Here is a 16,738-nt window from a genome sequence, read left to right as displayed (position 1 = left end):
GATGGAACCAGCTTTGCAAATACAAAATGTATCGGTTCGTTATGGTGACTTTACTGCACTCGACCACATTGAATTGAAACTCCAGCATCATACGACACTTGGTCTTGTCGGTGAGTCTGGTTCGGGGAAATCTACTCTTGCGAGGGTTATTGCCGGCTTGATCACGCCCGATGAGGGGCAAATTCTGCTGGGAGATCAAACATTGAAAAAGAAGAGAAGTCGTGAGCAATATAAAAACATACAGATGATCTTCCAAAATCCGGATGCCTCACTGAATCCCAAGCATTCCATCCGGCAGATTCTTGCTGAAGCGCTGTTGTTTCATCGGATTGTGGACCGTTCACAGGTGGAGAAAAGATCGAGAGAGCTCCTGGCCCGTGTTCAGTTAGAGAGTAAAGCACTGGACAAGTATCCCCACGAATTCTCCGGCGGACAACGCCAACGGATTGCGATCGCACGAGCAATAAGCGTGGAGCCGAGCCTGCTGATTGCGGATGAACCGACGAGTGCACTGGATGTCTCTGTGCAGCTGAGTGTGCTTGAACTGTTCAATTTGCTAAAGCGTGAGCTTAATCTTACATTGTTGTTCATCTCTCACGATCTGGGAGTCATCCATGCTATTAGTGATACGGTAGCCGTTATGAGGCAGGGTCAGCTTGTGGAAATCAGTCCCAAGGAGCAATTCTTCATTCGTCCTGAAACGGCATATAGTCGAGAGTTGCTGTCCGCCGTTCCAAAAATGCCAAAATCAATTTCATCAGGAGGTTTATATGAGCCAACCTTATAAAGGATTTGTACCGCTTACGCGGAGTGAATACGAGACACTTACACAATTGCTCTCCAGGCTCTTGTCTACGGAGCATGCCCCGGTGATCATCCCTGGAGAGGCGATCTTGGGCATAGAGGCCGTGGCAGCCGGAATATCCGCGCCAGGTCGCACCATTGTCAATGTCGTGACAGGGCCATACGGCAGTTTATTTGGTCAATGGCTTGAACGCGGCGGGGCAACGGTTATTGAAGTCAAAGTCCCTTTTGATGAAGTTGTACCTGCGGAGCAGGTTGCTGCCGCGATTGAACGGTATAAACCGTCCGCTGTATCCTTTGTTCAAGCTGAGGTGGTTACAGGTGGATCCAATCCAGCGGAGGAAATCATAAAGATTGCCCGTGCCCACAAACTGATTACGGTGAGCGACTCCGTCTCGGCAGTTGGGGGAGAGGCTCTTCCTGTTGATGAATGGGGCGTGGATTTTGTAGCTATCGGTGCCCAAAAAGCTCTCGCTGGGCCTAATGGCATCAGCGCTGTAAGCATTTCGCCGCGCGGCTGGAAATTTCTTGAGTCCAATGCGTATGCACCGCGTAATTCCATTCTCTCTTTGCTCGATCTGAAGCCATCTGGGAAGGGGACTGCACCGGTACGTGTTCCTCCCAACATTCCAACGCTGGAAGCCAGAGCGCTAATCTCGGCATTGACAGCGATCGAGTCAGAAGGGTTGGAGCAAGTGATCAAGCGTCATGAACGGGCTGCTGCATCAGCCATTGCCGGTATTCAGGCTTTAGGTCTGGAGCCTTGGCAAAAAGATAGCAAAACGTATTCTACACTGACTACGACGGTTCGAATATCCGGGGAAGAGAAGTTGCATATCGATCACCCGATCGGCATTGTTGCTCCGGGGGACGGAGAACTTTTGGGACAGTTGCTGCGAATTAATCATTTTGGGGCCAATGCATCCTTGTCGGGTGTAGAGGAAGCTGTTGCGACTATTGCGGCATTATTGAATCAGGACCATGAGCAGGCAGTCCAGGCTGTTCGCCTCGTTTGGGGGAAATGAATATGACTCAGGTAAAATCAGAAGATCAAAACTTCAAACATATTTTTATAGCAGGTATTGAAGGCAAACGCTTCGATATCTTGATTCAGAATGGCCGGTTTGCATCAGTCGTAGAAATTTTGTCACCGTATGATGATCAGGTTCGTCCAGATGCTGATTTGTGGATTAGTCCGGGCATAATTGACCTTCATACACATCTGGCATGGACAGACTTCGACCACTCGGATCAATTGAAGCGTGATAAGCAAGAAATCGAAGTCATGCAGGCGCAAGCTTTTGCAGCCACGCTTAGGACTGGTGTAACCACCGCTCGTGATGCAGGTGGATTGTTGCCAAGCACGGCTCAGCATCTTGTTGAACATTATGGACATCCTCTGAAGGTTGAAACCAGCAGTGAAATGTTGGGTGCGGCAGATGCGCGTGGTGTGAAGCATCTGGAACAACGGTTGAACGATATATTTGATACAGGCGCAGGGTGGGTTAAAATCATGGCAACAGGTGGACTTGGAGCACCTACAGAACACGTGTTAGATCCCGTATTTTCGGAGGAAGAGTTTGCATTCATCGTTCGTCATGCACATGCTCATCATAAAAAGGTGCTTGTTCATACCTGGGGAGGCGTGACGATCGACTGGTCCATCCAGGCAGGGGTGGAATCAGTGGAACATGGAATGTTCTTAACCGAGGATCAGGCTGGCAGACTTGCCGAGTCCCGAACTGCCTTTGTGCCGACCACATCGATCTATAGGATTGCCGCAGATCCAAAAGGTGTACTGGCGCTGCCTGCTATCATTAGTGATCGTGCAGCGCGTGCTGCTGAAGCCCATTCCACAGCCATCGGATATGCCAAAAGAGCAGGAGTTCGTTTCGGATTCGGTACCGATTATGCCACACCTGCGCTCCATGGCTACAACCTGCAGGAGCTGGACACGCTGATAGACTACGGCTTGACCCGGACAGAAGCGTGGCAGTCTGCGACGACTCACGCTGCCGAGATTCTGGGTCGTGGCGACGAATTGGGGCAGGTTGCAGAAGGTTATCTTGCGGACGCCGTAATTTTCAATGCCGATCCGTATCAAACGAAAAATGCAGATCAGTTGCGGGAGAGTATTGTTTCCGTCATTACCGGAGCGCAGAAACCATAAATTGGTTTCTGCGTTTTTTTCTTTGCAAGAAAATCAGTATTGGTCAGTCTATAGCACTTTGGACATCTTCACAAATAAGCTGGCATGCGCAATAATGTAGGTCGAGCGATGCGACATATCATATATACATCAGGAGGCACTATGAAACTCGGCAATCATGATTTAAATACATATATCAAGCAATACGAAATCTATTTAAGCGTAGAACGGAATTTATCCGACAAATCAATAAAAGCCTATCGATCTGACCTCAACCGACTGGTAGAATGGCTCAATGACAATCATTTACATGATGTGAACAGAGACAATTTAAGAAAGTACCTGGAACAATTAACAAGTAAACACACATTGAAAGACTCAACGATCAAAAGAAAATACATATGCTTTAAAGCATTTTTTAATTATTTGGTGCAAGAAGGGGACATTGCCGAATCGCCTATTTCTGGTTTTGGAAGAAATTTCAAAACAGCAAGACGTATTCCGAAGACTCTCTCAGTGACCGAGGTTGAAAGGTTGTTAAACGCACCACAAGAACATATGAAGCATTTACGTACGATCTTTAGAAAACGGATCAACCAGCGCAATGATGCTATTATCGAATTGCTTTACGTAATCGGCATTCGTATCGGCGAATTAGTGAATATTGATATGGAGCATATTGATCTCGAAGAAAAGACAGTGTTGATCTTTGGGAAAGGCCGTAAAGAGCGCTTATTGTATATTTCGAGCAACGAGGTAATTCTTAAGATTAAAACTTGGCTGCATGCTCGCGAGCATTTCGACTCCAAGTCTAATGCGCTGTTTCTCAACAAATATGGTGATCGACTTTCGATTTATTCCATTGAAGATATTTACTCCAAATACAGGGACATGTCTAAGGTCAGCAAAAAATCAACACCTCACTATCTAAGGCACAGCTTTGCTACACATCTTCTAAACAACGGGGCAGATTTGCGCTCAGTGCAGGAGATTCTTGGGCATACGAACGTTAGTACAACCCAAATTTATACAGAGGTGTCAGTTGAGCGGAAGAAGGATGTGCTGTCGAGGTTCAATCCGAGAAACAACTTGAAAGTGTAGAGCAAAACCTCCAAATAACTATAAATTATTTGGAGGTCTTGTGGATGAATGAAATTGAGAATCTGATAAAAAACTTTAGATCTGTTGCTGCACAGTTAAAAAAGGAGTACCATATCTCTTTATTAACTAACACACGCTCTAATACAAGAGAATTAAACAATACTCTTATAAGCTATTCCGATAACAACGAATTTTTCAACGACAAAGAATTTGATGAAGTTTTTGAAGGTATCAAAAGGGCTGATTTCTTTGTTGAGACTTTTTTCAACGAGATTGAATTTATACTTGAAGTTCTCAAACAGTCCTATTTCAAGAATAAAAGGTTTGTATATAATCTATCTAGAAACGGTCAGCACATTGGGAAGAAATCTCTTATTCCTTCCTTTTGTGATCTAATGTCTATACCTTATACAGGCTCAGATGCACTTGTTATATCATTAAGTAGAGCGAAATATGTTTATACCAAATATTTAGAGATTCATAATGTGAAAGTTCCTGATAGTTGGGTTTACCATCCATCAAATGGATGGTTATCTGGTAATAAACCCCAATTAGATACAAAGATTATTATAAAGCCTATGCACGAATCAGCTAGCATAGGTTTATCAGAAACATCGATTAAATTGTTTGATTCCAATACTGAACTAAAAATCATTAATGATAGCAAAGAGAAAAATTCTCCTATTTTAGTACAACAATTCATAGAAGGATATGAGTGTGAAGTTCCTTTACTTATTTCTAGTAGACCTCACGCTTTAAATCCAATAGGCATTTCAATAAATGGTGAAAATAATCTAAAACAGAGTATTTTGACTTATGAGCACTCTTTCAATGACGGTTATAACTTTTACTCCCTAGATAAAGAGCTATCATGTTCAATAAGCGAAAAAGTTAAAGCAACAGCGATTGACATCGCTCAACTTGTAGGGTTAAGGAGTTATGGAAGAGTAGATTTTAGAATTGATAATCAGGGTGTTGCTTACTTAATGGATATAGCTGCTTCGCCTTATACAACCAAGCATAGCTCATTTGCTTATGCTTTTAACCAATTGGGTTTAGAGTATCACGATATATATAGTACAATAATTGGATTATCTACGAAAATAGATTAGTGATAACTGACTATAACGATGAGAATTGCAGGTCAGAAAAAAGAAATAATCTGCAATGAAAAGAACTAGACTCATCTTTGGGATTGGAGTTTTCGTATACCCATTGATCAAGCTCAGCGGGTTCGAGTATCAACTTATTTTTAATCAATTTATCTAAGGCTACCAGCCTATTTTTTAATTTATCTTCATTTTTTGTATGAAAATTAGGAAGATTATCTTTAGAGTCACCGAGTATATTTTCTGCGTCAAGCCAATTGCATTGGAGTATATTTTTAGCCAGTTCTAAGTTGGTCAAGTGGTATTCATAGAAACTATCAACAGTGTTTGCAAGAATTTTATGTTTTAAAATATTTATAGTTGAATCGTAATCTTGATAATTTCTATTTATCAAATACAAATTTGCAAGATTAATTAACATTACAGCATCCTTTTCGGTTGGAACATAATGAATTTTAGCTTTGAAATTCATTATGCTCTCATCGAGGATTTGTTTAGTTACTGATTCTCCACCTCTAAAAACAGACAAAAATTTAGCTAAAAATAGATTATTATAATTCTTTTCTATTGAAGGGAATTTAATATAATCATGTTCTTCAATAAGACGTAATGCTGCTTCTATTTGTGCTGACGCTTCTTCAAATTGGTTTAAAACAATTAAAATCCCTCCATAGTTGCACAGTGCAAAATAGTATTGTAAGTAGTCACCGGTTGCTTTGAAATATACAACACTATCTCTCATAGGCGCTATTGATATTTCTGCCGAATCAAATAAGAAACTTTTTCTGTCCAAGACTCTACCTAGGTACTCAAAAAAGGGTCTGTTATTTTGTTTTCTTATAAAACTCTGTAACTTGTCTACAATTTGTTTACCTCTTTCAAATTGACCGAGTTTGTTCGTATAAGTCGAGAAGAGAGCAAAGTTACATTGAGCCCACTGTTCTGCCTCTTCTTGTCCAATATCGTCTAAAACTGCACACAATGCTTGAGTATCTCGTTCTATTCTTGATGTGTCCAAATCTAACATTAGTGAAACTAAAAGTTTCATTCTTAATACCTCAGAACGAAATAGTAGTGAATGAGACGTTGATATTTGATTCAACTTTTGATAGGATTCCTTATAGTTTTGAGACAAATAATATTCACACGCCCTGGATAAGTGATCAAAGTCAGTTTTCAAAAAAACAGACTTGTCATTATTATTAATGTAATGATTGAGCATCATATTAATGCGAACTTGATGTCCCTCATCAGCTGAAATATCCATGTTTCTACAGTAAGCTAAAGCAAATAATCCAAATATTTCTTTAGTTTCTAGTCCTTCGTCATCTGCTAAGGAAAGGTGCAGTGCACGCGAAAAATAGTTTTCTGGTTTATTTTTTTGTAAGTACTTTGAGTACTGAAAATGAAATCTGGCTTGAGTACCTGTGACTTTCTCATAGAAAAAATCTCTAATTTTACTGTTAGAAAAAGCGAATTTACGTCCTTTTTTTAAGAATAAATGAGTATAGGATTCATGCAACAGATTATCAACATCATTATTTTCACTGCAAAGAAACCTGATCTCATTAGTATTAAATTCACCATTAATAATAGATGACGCTTTAAGTACATCCTTAGCATCAGCTTCTCTTGAACCAAATATTTTCAGACGATGTTCAAGTATACTGTTTAGATTTAAATCAGATCCGTCTTTATTAATTTCCAAAATTCCATCGGTATACAAAGCTTCAATAACTATTCTAATAAAATCTATATTAGCTCCGCTTAAGGACATAATTGTTTCAATTTCTTCATTGGTTAGCACTAAATTATACCCAAGCAGTTTAATAATTTCTTCTATTTCATCAGAATTAGGAAGCGATAGCCTTAAGTTCTTCACTGAATTAAAAAGCGTTCTAGAATTTAAATTCATCACTTTTGAATTGTCATCTTCGTTTGCGATAATGAGTAATTTAACCTTTTTGTGATCTAAAATTTTTTTGTGATTTATAATAGCCATTATCAGAGTCTTCGAAGATTCATCCCAGAACTCAAAACTATCTGCGATAATTAAAATATTACTTTCGGTTGTTTTTCTTAGCATCGTGATGAAAAAATCGATTTTGGAATCAAAGATTTCTTTTATTCGTGAGGTACTACTTAGACCAATATTGAAGATTTCCAGTATGCGGAAGCCTAAACTCAAACCTCTACCTGTAACTTCTGTTTTGGGAGAATTAACGCTTTCAGATTGAATAATTGTTGAGTATGCACTGACATCACCACTTTTACCCTCTATATAATAAGTTTTCCAATCTTCGTAATTATCAATTTCCTTCAGATAATTATCTACCAAAAATGTTTTACCACTTCCAGTTGCTCCACTTAAATAAACTATATTGACTTGATCCCCGTTGAAGAAATCTTTGATTTTCTTCTTTATTTCTTCTTGTGCACTAGACAACATCACAAGACCTCCAAATAATTTATAGTTATTAGTATGTAACTCTTCGATAGATTGCTCAATGCAATTCTAAGTGCTACTTTTATACCATATCTATTATTCGACACATTTCTATGTATTCCTCTAAAAATTTACAATAAATATTATAATTCCTGATACTAAAGCCCTTTTTATACAATTTTGTAGGTATATAGATCCACGAACCACATGTTTTTACCATGAATTTTCCAAAAGGAGTTTCATTCCTTTTTATCGAATACATTATGATAGCAACGACACGAGAAAGGGTGATTTGAACCTAAACTCGATGTCGATGTTTTCCAGTAAGATTCCCCAGTCCGTTTCGTGTTTAATGTTAAATAGGAGTAGTCTATTACATTGTCCACGAGCTACACCTTAAGCTCTACATCTAACATTCACCTCAGTAAGTCAGTCAAGGCAATTCTACACCGCATTATCTCTATTTCAGGCTTCACAATCAAACAAGTTCAACAGCAAGTTGATTCATCCAGCTACACATCTGTACAGCAAGCTCCTAATCAAGACAACAGTGTCCACACAACAGAATATCGATTATGGGCTCTGAAATGAATCAGAACGAATGCACGTGGAGGAGGCTGTAATGATGGCGAAAAAAGAAGTTGTAGCGATGCTACTTGCCGGAGGGCAAGGTAAGAGGTTAAAAGGATTAACGAAATCACTGGCTAAGCCAGCTGTATATTTTGGCGGCACGTACCGAATCATTGATTTTCCGCTGAGTAACTGCTCTAATTCAGGTATTGATACAGTGGGCGTATTGACTCAGTATGAACCACTTGTCCTACACTCCTATATAGGCATTGGTAGTGACTGGGATCTGGACCGTAAAAACGGCGGGGTATACGTACTGCCTCCACATGAACGTGAAGACGGTAGCAACTGGTACCGGGGGACAGCGGATGCGATTTTCCGTAACCTGAACTTTATTGAACAATTCGATCCTGAGCATGTGCTCATTCTGTCAGGGGATCATATCTATAAAATGGATTACGAAAAGATGCTCCAGTATCACAAAGAAAAAGATGCAGACTGCACCATATCGGTTATTGATGTCTCATTGGAAGAAGCCAGCCGTTTCGGGGTGCTGAACACCAACGATGACTATAGCATCTATGAATTTGAAGAAAAACCTCCTGAGCCCAAGAGCACACTCGCTTCCATGGGTATCTATCTCTTCAAGTGGGATGTACTGAAACGTTTTCTGATCCAGGATGAACAACAGGCATCCACCTCCTATGATTTTGGTAAAGATATCATTCCTTTGTTGCTTGAAAATGAAAAATCCTTATATGCGTATCCGTTCGAAGGTTACTGGAAAGACGTAGGTACCATTCGCAGTCTGTGGGAATCCAATATGGACCTGTTGGACGAAGACACACCGTTTAATCTGAATGATCCGGACTGGCGTATCTTTACACGTAATCCAAATCAACCTGCACAATACATCTCTCCATCGGCCAAGGTGCGGAATTGTATCATTAGTGAAGGCAGTGTTGTGCATGGTGAGGTCAATCATTCCGTTCTGTTCTATGGCATTGAAGTTGGGGAGAACAGCGCCGTTATCGATTCGGTCATCATGCCAAGGGTGAAAATCGGGCAAAATGTGCGCATTTACCGAGCGATTATCTCAGAAGGATTGGTTATTCCGGATGGAACACAGATTTCGCCTGCACCGGGAGATGAAAGTGATATATTGCTCGTGGATCAGGAAGAACTGGAACGTCAGCTTCGCCAAGGAATAACCAGCAAGGCCTAATTGAAGCCAAAAGGACGGTGCATGCGATGAAACCATTGATCGGAGTTATTAACCTTGACCATGAACTTGAGGAATTGAAGGAATTGACGTACTTTCGCTGCGGAGCCGCGGTGCCTTATGCCGGGCGTTACCGTCTGATCGATTTTGTTCTATCCAATATGATGAATGCAGGCATTGAGAGTATAGGTGTGTTTGTACGTCGTAAGTATCGCTCCCTGATGGACCATCTCGGTGACGGCAAGCCTTGGGATCTGGATCGCAAGCATGGAGGTATGTTTATTTTGCCACCGGACTGGAACGATCCAACAGATACGTCACAGGGGGATTTGCAGCATTTCCATAACAATTTGGACTTTTTCCACAGAGGTGCAGGGCAATATGTTGTGCATGCGGGCAGTCGCCATGTGACCAAAGCAGACCTCCAGGATGTCTATAGGTATCACATCAGCAAAGGAGCGGACGTTACACTGGTATGCAAAAAAGTGGATCAACTGCTGCCTGAGCATGACGCCTGTGTCAAAGTTGACCATGACGGGGACGGCAACGTGGTGGACATTCACCAAAGCGCTAACCACCCGAATATATATACAGAAATTTTTATCATGGAAAAGGAATTGTTCTTGCGCCAGGTGCAGCGCTGCATCGATCATGGCGAGAGCCATTTCTTCCGAGATGTCATTCAAAAAAATCCGGATGGATTGAACATCGCTGCGTATGCATATGATGGCTATCACGCAGTTATCAATTCGATCGACAGTTATTATCGCAACAGTATGGATCTGTTGAATACAGGGCAGTATGAACAACTGTTCAAGGAAGATCCGGTTCAGACCAAAATCAAATATGAAGCCCCTGCCAAATACCTGGATACCGCTGATGTTAAACATTCACTCCTTGCCAATGGCTGCATCGTTGGTGGCGAGGTGGAGGACAGCATTTTGTTCCGCGGCGTACAGGTGGCGAAGGGTGCCAAAATTAAAGGTTCCATCATCATGCAGAAATGTTACATTGGTGAGGGGACGGTACTTGAGAATGTCATTCTCGATAAAGACGTGAAGCTGACCGGGGGACAGACGCTGATCGGCGACCCGTCGAATCCATACATTTTAGCTAAAAGTACTATTATCTAATCCCCACACGTAACCGATATCTTCTATAAATATATATAAAATAAAAATCCTGTAGGATGGATTTAAGGTTCATACATTTTTTGACGCATGAAATGCAGCACAAAAGTTCTCACCAACATGCAAACGTAGTGGAGGGGACGAAATCGATTCTGAAGAAGCGAAGCGCTCGCCTTTATCACTGTATTTTCACATCTAATTAATAAATTCAAGAAAATACAGGGGTAACAGCGATCATAAGAACGATTCGTCACCGGAACGGCCACTTTGCACAATGTTGAGCAACAGAGTGTATGAACCGCCACCGTCCTGCAGGATTTCCCCGGGAGGAACCTACTTTTGTTTGACAACAAGGAAACGTTCAAGAGTATCTTTACACGGAATCTGGTCAGCAAATTGGGCAAACCGATTGAAGAAGCAACACAGGAAGACGTGTACCATGTACTGGGAAGCATGATTCGTGAATATGCAGGCCAGGATTGGGCAGCGTCGAATCAGGGGTTTAAGCAGCGCCAGGATAAACAGGTCTATTACTTCTCGCTGGAATTCCTGATTGGACGTCTGCTCGGCAACAATCTGTTGAATGTGAATGAATTGGAATTGGTGCGCGACAGTCTGGCTGAACTGGGTTTCTCCTTGGAAGAGGTGGAAGAACAGGAGGCGGATGCAGGACTCGGTAACGGAGGTCTCGGACGACTCGCTGCCTGTTTCCTGGATTCACTTGCATCCCTTGGATATGCGGGACATGGCTGCGGCATTCGCTATAAATACGGATTGTTTGAGCAAAAAATCATCAATGGCAATCAGGTCGAATTACCTGACAATTGGCTGGATAAAGGCAACGAATGGGAAGTCCGTCGTCCAGACAAAAAGGTGGAAGTACAGTTCTGGGGCCGGGTAGAAGCTCACGAACAGGATGGAGAATATCAGTTTGTTACAAAAGATGCCGAATCGGTTGTCGCCATTCCCTATGACGTGCCTGTCATCGGTTATGGTCAAACCCATGTGAACACATTGCGTCTATGGAGTGCCGAGCCGAAGCGCGAGACTTCACTCGACACCCCTTCGAACTACTACGGTTATCTGGATTATAGCCGTTCGGTTGAATCGATCTCGGAATTCTTGTATCCGGATGATTCCCAGTACGAAGGAAAGCTGCTGCGATTGAAGCAGCAATACTTCATGTGTTCGGCAGGCGTGCAAAGTGCCTTGCGTACATTCAACAAGCTGGAGCTTTCGTATGACCGATTGCCGGATAAGGTAGCTTTCCACATCAACGACACGCATCCAACCTTGGTTATTCCAGAACTGATGCGCATCCTGATTGATGTGAAAGGTTATGGTTGGGATGAAGCATGGGATATCACAACTCGCACTGTATCATATACCAATCACACAACGCTAAGCGAAGCGCTTGAAAAATGGCCTGTATCCATGATCAGCAAGCTGCTGCCACGGATTTACATGATCATTGAAGAGATCAACAAACGCTTTTGTGGCATGCTGCTGGACCGGTATCCGGGAGATCAGGATCGCATAGGGCACCTGGCGATCATTGCGAACGATCAGGTGCGGATGGCGCATCTGGCGATTGTAGGCAGTCATAGCGTCAATGGTGTCGCTGCATTGCATACCGAGATTTTGAAGGAGCGCGAGATGGCTCCGTTCTATGCACTGTATCCAGAGCGTTTCAATAACAAAACGAATGGTATTACCCATCGCCGCTGGCTGATGCATGCCAATCCGAAACTGTCGGATCTCATCACGGATACAATTGGTAACGAATGGATAACAGAGCCGGGCAAGTTGGACCAGCTGGCAGGCTTTGCGGATAATACCTCATTCCAAGAGCAGTTCCGTTCGATTAAGCGGGATAACAAGGAACGACTTGCTGCTTATATTCTGGATCATACTGGAACGACAGTGAATCCGGATTCCATTTTTGATGTGCAGGTGAAGAGGCTGCATGGGTACAAACGGCAACTGTTGAACATCCTGCATGTGATGCATCTGTATAACCGGCTTAAGAATGATGCTTCGTTTGATATGGTGCCACGTACGTTCATCTTTGGAGCCAAGGCAGCACCGAGTTATTATTTTGCCAAGAAAATCATCAAGCTGATCAATACGGTATCTGACACGGTGAATCGGGATGCAGCGGTGAATGACCGCTTGAAGGTATTTTTCCTCGAAAACTATTCCGTCTCTCTTGCAGAGAAGATTATTCCGGCTGCGGATGTTAGTGAACAGATCTCAACCGCAGGCAAGGAAGCTTCAGGTACGGGCAATATGAAGTTTATGATGAACGGCGCCTTAACGATTGGCACGATGGATGGAGCCAATGTGGAGATGGCAGAGCAGGTCGGAGAAGAAAATATGTTCATCTATGGTCTGCGTGCAGACGAAGTGCTTGAGTATTATCGTTCCGGCAGCTACCGGCCGAATGAGATTGTTCAGCACGATGATCGGATTCGCGAGGTCGTTGAGCAATTGGTGCATCCAGGTGCATTCTGTTATCGTGATGGGGAGTTCTGGGATATCTATGATTCGCTGCTGGCTCATGGTGACGAATACTTTGTATTGCGTGATTTTGCTGCTTATGCAGACGCGCATGCTGCCATTGACCAGGCGTACCGGGATATTCCAGGCTGGACTCAGAAAGCAATATTAAACACGGCTCATTCTGGTATATTCTCTAGTGATCGTACCATTAGTGAGTATGCGACAGATATCTGGGGTATTCATCCCGTGTCCGGGAACTGGAAAGGCTAAGAATAAATTGTTAGGGCAAAAAAATCCCCTTGTTCACAAGAGCTATCTCTACGGGTTAATCAATCAGCGTAGAGAGCATCTCCTTGTAGATCAAGGGGATTTTGGCATACAGTGAATTAATGAACGGAGGGAAGGGCCGGACTTTGAAGTGACGGATGTTTGGAAATCGACTCCTGAACAACTGGACATGAAGATCTATATCCCTTTAAAATAGACCTACCGCCTCGCGGAAATTAAGGTCGGAGGCATAAAATAAATGAGCGAAAAGTCATGGCTCCACTCTAAGTGGATGCTCGCAATTGTTGCTTGCATGGCAGTGCTTTACATACTGATTATGGGCAATTTACTGTTTGTCAGTGGACGAACACCTGGCATGTATTATCAATATAATCTCGTACCCTTCGAGACCATTCGGCCACTTCTTTTGGAGAGGGAGAGGTACAATACAGATACCTGGGTCAAAAACCTGTTTGGCAATATCGTATTGTTCATTCCGTTGGGCATCTGGATTCCGTGGTTGTTTCGGAGGTGCCGTTCGTTCCTGACCTTTTCATCGACAGTTGTTTTGCTTCTGCTAGGTGTTGAAGTCACACAATTGATTACACGTGTAGGTTCGTTTGATGTGGATGACATTATTCTGAACACGATCGGTGCCTGGATAGGTTACGCCGTATTTAAGTTGTTTTTATGTTCACCAAGAAGGACTCGGAATTGAGCCGCAGATCGCGGCCGTGACCGGGTCTTTTTGCATAAGATACCTTTCAAATGTTTACAAGGGAATCATTTCGGATAAAACATATTAACGGCTTAATACAGCGAGCAGAGATTATATAGTGAACAATGATGAGAGCGAGGTGGGCGATATCGTTTGGTGGAAAGAGAGTGTGGTATACCAGATCTACCCGAGTAGCTTCAAGGATTCGGACGGGGATGGACAGGGCGACTTGCAGGGAATCTATGAGAAGCTGGATTATCTAGAGAATTTGGGTGTAGATGTAATCTGGCTCTGTCCCATCTACGATTCACCGGGACATGATAACGGATATGATATCCGGGATTACTACGCCATTTTGCGTAAATACGGCACGATGGAGGATTTTGATCGATTACTGGCAGAGGCACACAAGCGTGGGCTCAAGATCATGATGGATCTGGTGCTGAATCATACGTCGGATGAGCATGCATGGTTTGCCGAGTCTCGTTCATCGAAGATGAATCCGAAGCGGGATTATTATATTTGGCGTTCAGGTAAAAATGGACAGGTGCCGAATAATTGGGAGTCCTATTTTGGCGGCTCAGTATGGAAGCATGACCCCGAGACGAATGAGTATTATTTACATCTATATTCGGAACAACAACCGGATCTCAACTGGAACAATGAAAAGATGGCAGAAGAGATGTATGAGATGGTGCATTGGTGGCTGGAAAAAGGGGTAGACGGATTCCGTTTCGATGCAGTAGCGCATATTGCCAAGGCGGAAGGTCTGCCAAGCGTCCACAATCCGCATAATCTGCCGGTGGTTCCAGCGTATCAGCTCTTTTCCAACCTGGAACAGGTACACTCCATCCTGAAAAAACTGAATAACATGATCCTGAAACCATACGGACCCATGACGGTTGGCGAGACTTCCGGACTTGGGCCTGAACAGGCGCTGGCTTATGTAGGTACGGATCGTGATGAACTTAATATGGTATTCCAGTTTGAGCATATGTTTATCGATGCCAAATCTTCTGGAATTGGTAAATGGAACTATAAGGAATGGAAGCTGACCGAACTCAAAGAAATCATGAGCCGGTGGCAAACGGTTTTACATGACAGAGGTTGGAACGCCAATTACATGGGCAACCATGATCAGCCGCGTCCGGTTTCGCGTTTTGGAGATGACGGTAAGTATCGGGTGCGTTCTGCTCAGATGCTGGCGACGTGGATGCTTACACTCGAAGGGACACCCTACATCTATCAAGGAGAAGAGATCGGTATGACCAATGTCGCTTTCCCGAATATCGAACAATATCGGGACATCGAGACCAAAAATTATTTCAATCATTACATTGGTCAAGGTAAGTCGAAGCATGAAGTCATGCAGGCAATCTGGCTGAAGAGTCGCGATAATGCCCGCACGCCGATGCAATGGGATGAGACGGAACACGCAGGTTTTACCCAGGGTCAGCCGTGGATTCAGGTGAATGATAATTATCCTGAGATTAATGTGGCTGATGCCGAAAGTGATCCGCAATCCATTTTGCATTATTACCGTAAGTTAATTGCGCTTCGCAAACAACATAAAGTGCTGATCTATGGGGCGTATGAACTGCTTCTGCCGGATGATCCGGATATCTATGCCTATACACGAACGCTGGATGATGAGCAGATGTTGGTCATTCTGAATTTCCGTGGACATGAACCCGAGATGCACTGGCCGGGAGGCTGGAATTCCGAGCATGCCAAGCTGATCATCGGCAATGTTAACAGACGTTATTCTACCGATGAGGGTGCCATTCAGCTTCAACCATACGAAGCAAGAGTGTATCGTAAGCAGCGGTGAGACGAATGATCGCGAATTTTGCGTTGGTGAAGAGCAATGATTTATAATAAATAAAGTGGTTATCAAATAATCAAAACATATGTCGGGAGGAACCCAAGTTGTTGAATATTACGTTCCACGGTCACTCCAGTGTACAGCTGGGCACAGAAGAAAAGTCTCTGATCATTGATCCTTTCCTGCGTGGCAACGAGCTTGCTGTTACGAAGCCGGAAGATATCAAGACCGATGTTGTGTTGCTGACACATGCACATATGGATCACATCCTCGATGCTGAACCGATTGCCAAAGCGAATAACGCCAAAGTTGTGGCTATTGTAGAGCTGGCTACATATATGTCCTGGAAAGGTCTGGACACGCTCGGGATGAACATGGGCGGAACGGTAGATCTTGATTTTGCTCAAGCCAAAATGATTCAGGCGTTCCATACTTCAGGTATCGTGCTGGAAGAAGAACAACGGATCATGTATGCAGGTTTGCCTGCTGGATATATCATTAATATTGGTGGCAAAACCATTTTGCATGCCGGAGACACAAGTCTCTTCGGGGATATGAAAATGATCGGTGATCGCCATGATATCGATGTAGCTTTCTTGCCGATTGGTGGACATTTCACCATGGGACCTGAGGATGCGCTACAAGCAGCCGAATGGTTTAATGCCAAATTGACCATCCCGGTGCATTATGATACATTCCCGGTGATTCGTCAGGATGCGGAACACTTCGTGCAGCAGCTGGCTGCAAAAGGGTTGGAAGGACGTGTGCTGGCCCCGGGAGAATCTATTACCCTGTGATGCACAGTTAACCCCTGTTCAATAATAAATGGATTTATAGATAAAGACGAATATCACGTCAAGATAACTGACGCGATATTCGTCTTTTTTCGGTTTCA

General features: G+C 43.1%; 12 protein-coding genes and 1 pseudogene. 12 read left to right on the top strand and 1 reads right to left on the bottom strand.

All coding sequences use genetic code 11. The features are described from left to right. The first annotated feature begins 1 nt into the window (after nucleotide 1). The 5 genes from OM416_RS09950 to OM416_RS09930 all read left to right on the top strand — a co-directional run bounded on the left by OM416_RS09950 (nucleotide 2) and on the right by OM416_RS09930 (nucleotide 5,166). Complete coding sequence (locus tag OM416_RS09950) at nucleotides 2–787, top strand: ABC transporter ATP-binding protein (RefSeq protein WP_264929059.1); 786 nt, start codon at nucleotides 2–4, stop codon at nucleotides 785–787. Beyond that, on the top strand, nucleotides 771–1,829 hold the full coding sequence (locus tag OM416_RS09945) for a pyridoxal-phosphate-dependent aminotransferase family protein (RefSeq protein ID WP_264929058.1): 1,059 nt from the start codon (nucleotides 771–773) through the stop codon (nucleotides 1,827–1,829). The genes OM416_RS09950 and OM416_RS09945 overlap by 17 nt, the downstream gene beginning before the upstream one ends. A 2-nt stretch (nucleotides 1,830–1,831) precedes the next feature. Then, nucleotides 1,832–2,974: an amidohydrolase family protein gene (locus tag OM416_RS09940; RefSeq protein ID WP_264929057.1), complete on the top strand. Its 1,143-nt coding sequence runs from the start codon at nucleotides 1,832–1,834 to the stop codon at nucleotides 2,972–2,974. Nucleotides 2,975–3,115: 141 nt separating this feature from the next. Continuing rightward, nucleotides 3,116–4,054, top strand: coding sequence for a tyrosine-type recombinase/integrase (locus tag OM416_RS09935; RefSeq protein WP_264929056.1), 939 nt, complete (start codon nucleotides 3,116–3,118; stop codon nucleotides 4,052–4,054). A 44-nt stretch (nucleotides 4,055–4,098) separates the two neighbouring features. After that, nucleotides 4,099–5,166: a hypothetical protein gene (locus OM416_RS09930; protein WP_264929055.1), complete on the top strand. Its 1,068-nt coding sequence runs from the start codon at nucleotides 4,099–4,101 to the stop codon at nucleotides 5,164–5,166. Nucleotides 5,167–5,176: 10 nt separating this feature from the next. Here the strand turns inward: OM416_RS09930 and OM416_RS09925 are convergent, their stop codons facing one another. Continuing rightward, nucleotides 5,177–7,612: an ATP-binding protein gene (locus tag OM416_RS09925; protein ID WP_264929054.1), complete on the bottom strand. Its 2,436-nt coding sequence runs from the start codon at nucleotides 7,610–7,612 to the stop codon at nucleotides 5,177–5,179. A gap of 622 nt (nucleotides 7,613–8,234) precedes the next feature. On the opposite strand from OM416_RS09925, the gene OM416_RS09920 reads away from it, so the two are divergent. The 7 genes and pseudogenes from OM416_RS09920 to OM416_RS09890 all read left to right on the top strand — a co-directional run bounded on the left by OM416_RS09920 (nucleotide 8,235) and on the right by OM416_RS09890 (nucleotide 16,640). After that, nucleotides 8,235–9,404: a glucose-1-phosphate adenylyltransferase gene (locus tag OM416_RS09920; protein WP_169482872.1), complete on the top strand. Its 1,170-nt coding sequence runs from the start codon at nucleotides 8,235–8,237 to the stop codon at nucleotides 9,402–9,404. Between the two features lie 26 nt (nucleotides 9,405–9,430). After that, complete coding sequence (gene glgD, locus OM416_RS09915) at nucleotides 9,431–10,534, top strand: glucose-1-phosphate adenylyltransferase subunit GlgD (RefSeq protein WP_169482801.1); 1,104 nt, start codon at nucleotides 9,431–9,433, stop codon at nucleotides 10,532–10,534. A gap of 336 nt (nucleotides 10,535–10,870) precedes the next feature. Next, nucleotides 10,871–13,303 carry a glycogen/starch/alpha-glucan phosphorylase gene (locus tag OM416_RS09910; protein WP_264929053.1) on the top strand — a complete coding sequence of 811 codons (2,433 nt, stop codon included), beginning with the start codon at nucleotides 10,871–10,873 and terminating at the stop codon, nucleotides 13,301–13,303. 121 nt (nucleotides 13,304–13,424) lie between these two features. Continuing rightward, a pseudogene (locus OM416_RS09905) lies at nucleotides 13,425–13,517 on the top strand (AraC family transcriptional regulator); the annotation flags it as partial. Nucleotides 13,518–13,559: 42 nt separating this feature from the next. Then, the gene (locus OM416_RS09900; protein ID WP_264929052.1) at nucleotides 13,560–14,018 is read left to right on the top strand and encodes a VanZ family protein; all 459 of its coding nucleotides are present in this window, start codon (nucleotides 13,560–13,562) and stop codon (nucleotides 14,016–14,018) included. Nucleotides 14,019–14,136: 118 nt separating this feature from the next. Then, nucleotides 14,137–15,849, top strand: a complete 1,713-nt coding sequence (locus OM416_RS09895) for a glycoside hydrolase family 13 protein (protein WP_413775773.1) — start codon at nucleotides 14,137–14,139, stop codon at nucleotides 15,847–15,849. Nucleotides 15,850–15,947: 98 nt separating this feature from the next. Next, the gene (locus OM416_RS09890; protein WP_017688878.1) at nucleotides 15,948–16,640 is read left to right on the top strand and encodes a metal-dependent hydrolase; all 693 of its coding nucleotides are present in this window, start codon (nucleotides 15,948–15,950) and stop codon (nucleotides 16,638–16,640) included. Nucleotides 16,641–16,738 lie beyond the last annotated feature (98 nt).

The organism is Paenibacillus sp. LS1, from assembly GCF_026013365.1.
GTDB lineage: Bacteria > Bacillota > Bacilli > Paenibacillales > Paenibacillaceae > Paenibacillus.
The sequence above is the reverse complement of the archived record's forward strand: the minus strand, read 5'-3'. Positions and strand labels throughout refer to the sequence as shown.